We start from the raw sequence: 3,048 nt of genomic DNA, 5'->3' as shown, positions 1-3,048 counted from the left end.
CCGAACAAAGTCCCCGACTTCGTCTGATAGGGGACCTTTGTCCGTCGCTCCTCGAGCTCCTTATTGTCTGTCCAACTCTTCAGGGGGACGCTCCACGCCGTCCCATTCTTGATGATGTATCGGATCTTGGTTTCTCCAGCAGCCCCAATTGGCCTCCCCATTTCAACTACCAATGTAATCGGATCAGGATTCTTTCTGGGCGTTAAACTCGGCATCACAGTTGATCCACGGTTCGTTGTATTTATCCCAGCTTTCCGTCGTCCAGCTTTCATAGTCTGGAGCATCGAGGTAGTGATCCGGTCGTCCAACTGACCTTTCGTATTCGGCACTCGTAAGATGACAAACGCTCTTTCCCCTTCCTAAGGCAGACCACGGTCGACCGCCATTTTCTGCAGGATACTCCCTTACGCTATAAAATTCTTTAGCGTCTGGATTACTCCAACCTGGCTCACTAAGTGCGGATTCAATCGTTTGCCACATTCCTCCGCACTCTCCACAAATAAAAAACCGTTCTCCGCTGTATTTCGACTCGAGATAGTGCAACGCGGGGCCCTGACCACACCGTTTGCAAGTAACTGGCAGCTTGATCATTGTGGATATGCAGTTCTAAGTTCATCCGTCCCAATGTTATTTAGGACGATCCGAATAGTGGTTTCCGAGTTCGTTCCAACAACCCGGCCCATATCCACAACGTATGCTTGAAGATCGGGACCCGAACCGTCGGGCTTCGGTGGGTGAACCTTATTGGGGTTCTGCCACGCCTCATCAATCAGGTCGAGAAGGTCTTCCCGTGGAACCGAGAACACCGAGTGGTCCGCGTCGGGTCGCCCCCCAAAGTTTCGAACCGTGTGCTTGTAGAGATGCATTAGGGAGTGCCCTTGGTTGGCCACCGAAAGGTTCTCCACGTAGATCAGACCGGCGGGACTCTCCCACCTTCCAGTGTATTTCCCATTCTTCTTCAGCCACTGCCCGTTCCCGTCCATGTGGGTCATCACCTTGTCGAATCCAGCCGCATCGAACGCATTCTTCCCCCTGAACACCTCGATGAGGATGTCTGTATTGTCCTTGCCGACGTTGATGATGCCTGAAGTCAGCTTGGTGTAGCCTCTCATTCCTTTTGCCGACAAGTTTGCCCCGCCGAGGTCGCAAAACTGACTCAAGGACGTAAAGACCCGCTTGAAGGCAGTCGCTTTCGCCGGATCCGATACAGCGGCCTGAACCGTCCCGTAATGGAAATCGTTCATGATTTCCCGCGCCTTGAGGAAATCGAACTCGTTCTGCTGGCCGAGGCGCTCCAGGGCATCGGTGATCTTCGAGACACACCGAGACGAGTTCTGCTGCGCGGCGGCGGGTGCCGCGAGGCTGGCAAAGACCGCGAGGAGGAAGGCGATCAGTTTGATTTTTCTCATGATGTTCATGGTGCTGCGAGGAGGGGACATTCGAATTCGAGTTCCTGGAGGATGCTCTTGAGCTTCTTCACGTCGGCATCACTCAAGACATCCTGGCTGACGCGGCGGAAGATTGAGTTCTTGGCCTTCAGAGAGGCGACGCGCATCGCGTTGTCGGCGGTTTTCGCGAGGGCGGGTTGGACCCGCTTGGCCGCCGCCCGCACCAACGCTCCGATCTTGCCTCCGATCTTCCCGGCCTTGAGCGCCTGCGCTCCCCCGGCGGTGACGTAGGTGATGACCGCCTGCTCGACGATGTAGCCGCTGGTGTAGCCTGCCAGATAGGCCGCTACGTCGAAGTTGTCGGGCTGGACCCATTCTCCTGCCCCCTCCTTCCCTTTGTTCAGGAAGGATTCGACCATGGTTAGCCCCACGTTTTTCCAACCTTCGAGGTCCAGCGACATCAGGGCCTTGAATGCCTCGTAGAAGCTCTTCGCGGTCTCGGTTGGGTTGGCGACCATCTTGACCAGTTCGACCAGTCCGTGCGCATCGTCCTTAATGCCCATCCAAGCGCCCTCGACGAATCCTTTTCCGGTCAGCGCGGCGGTGCGGATCGCGCGGGTCGCCGCTTCGGTCGTCCGCCGGACTCCCTCGTTGAAGTTGTGCTTGATCCTGTCCCAGATGGACATCGTTACCTTGGTGGTGGCGTTGCGGTACCTGTAGTGTCCGCGCCGACCACCCTGGCGGGCCTGAGCGAACTGCGGTTCGTCACCCGCCGTCGAGAACGATGCGGACTGCGCGGCGAGGATGACCGGACCGCCATCGCCCCATTCGTCGCTGAGCACCTCGTCGATGGTATCGATGAGGTCGCCGATGTCCTCGTCTTCGACGAGTTCATGGGTGACGGCTCCGATCTCCTCTCCGTCCTTGAGGATCGCGATTTCGATCTCTCCCGCCTGATCGAAGATGGTCCGGAAATGAAGGTTCCCGTTCTGCTTGTAGAAGATCACGTCTTGACTCAAACGCCCCTCGCTGTCGGAGCCTGAAGCGCCCATGGCCACCTCTTCATCACTGAGGAAGGCGTCCTCGCCCTCCTCGGTGTCCGCATAGGGATTATCGTAAACGTAGGCGTCGGCGATCGAGTTGAAGCGGTAGTTTTCTCCCGAACTGGGGTTTCTGAATTCCAGTCCGAAGCTCGTTTCCCCGCCGAAGGTTTCGATGATGCTCTCGTCGAACGACCCGGCGAGGAACTTGTCCATGGACTCTACCTCCACCGGCAGGAGATCCACATCATACCGCATCTCGTGCTCGAAGGTTCCTTCGTTCGCTTCCAAAGGGTCCAACACCATGCCCGTTTCCGACACATTCTCCCCTGCACGTACCGTCAGCTTCACCACCTCGGGGTCGCCTAGCGTGACTTTCGTCGCTTCGTTGATCGCCCCTTCAAACCACGTCCCTTCGTTTTGGTAGTCCAAGGTCGAGGCCTTCGTCGCGATCTTCAGGAACGGAACCTCAAGGTCTTCGGTGAGTCTCCGGTTGAGCAACACCCAAACCTTCTTCGTCGCATCGGTCCCCCAATATTTGAGGTAGCTCATTTCCTCCCCGTTTCCGCCGTCCGGCACGGTCACCTCCCGTGAATGGAAATGGAAGCTCCCCCTCACCG

General features: G+C 57.0%; 3 protein-coding genes. All 3 read right to left on the bottom strand.

Annotation, left to right across the window (positions count from 1 at the left end; all coding sequences use genetic code 11):
* Positions 1–183 precede the first annotated feature (183 nt).
* A complete protein-coding gene (locus tag HNR46_RS20315) occupies positions 184–591 on the bottom strand; it encodes a hypothetical protein (protein ID WP_184022502.1) in 408 nt (135 codons plus the stop codon).
* The gene (locus HNR46_RS20310; protein WP_184022500.1) at positions 588–1,409 is read right to left on the bottom strand and encodes a hypothetical protein; all 822 of its coding nucleotides are present in this window, start codon (positions 1,407–1,409) and stop codon (positions 588–590) included. Before HNR46_RS20310 ends, HNR46_RS20315 begins: the two co-directional genes overlap by 4 nt.
* A 5-nt stretch (positions 1,410–1,414) precedes the next feature.
* Positions 1,415–3,048, bottom strand: a 1,634-nt coding sequence (locus tag HNR46_RS20305; protein WP_221285314.1) for a hypothetical protein, incomplete at its 5' end; no start/stop codon positions are given.

The sequence above is a fragment of the Haloferula luteola genome, from assembly GCF_014201715.1.
Lineage (GTDB): Bacteria > Verrucomicrobiota > Verrucomicrobiia > Verrucomicrobiales > Akkermansiaceae > Haloferula > Haloferula luteola.
The sequence above is the reverse complement of the archived record's forward strand: the minus strand, read 5'-3'. Positions and strand labels throughout refer to the sequence as shown.

Bases quoted from the DNA above. Each gene is read 5' to 3' on its own strand.
- HNR46_RS20315 (WP_184022502.1), bottom strand. From the start codon at position 591: ATGATCAAGCTGCCAGTTACTTGCAAACGGTGTGGTCAGGGCCCCGCG.
- HNR46_RS20310 (WP_184022500.1), bottom strand. From the start codon at position 1,409: ATGAGAAAAATCAAACTGATCGCCTTCCTCCTCGCGGTCTTTGCCAGC.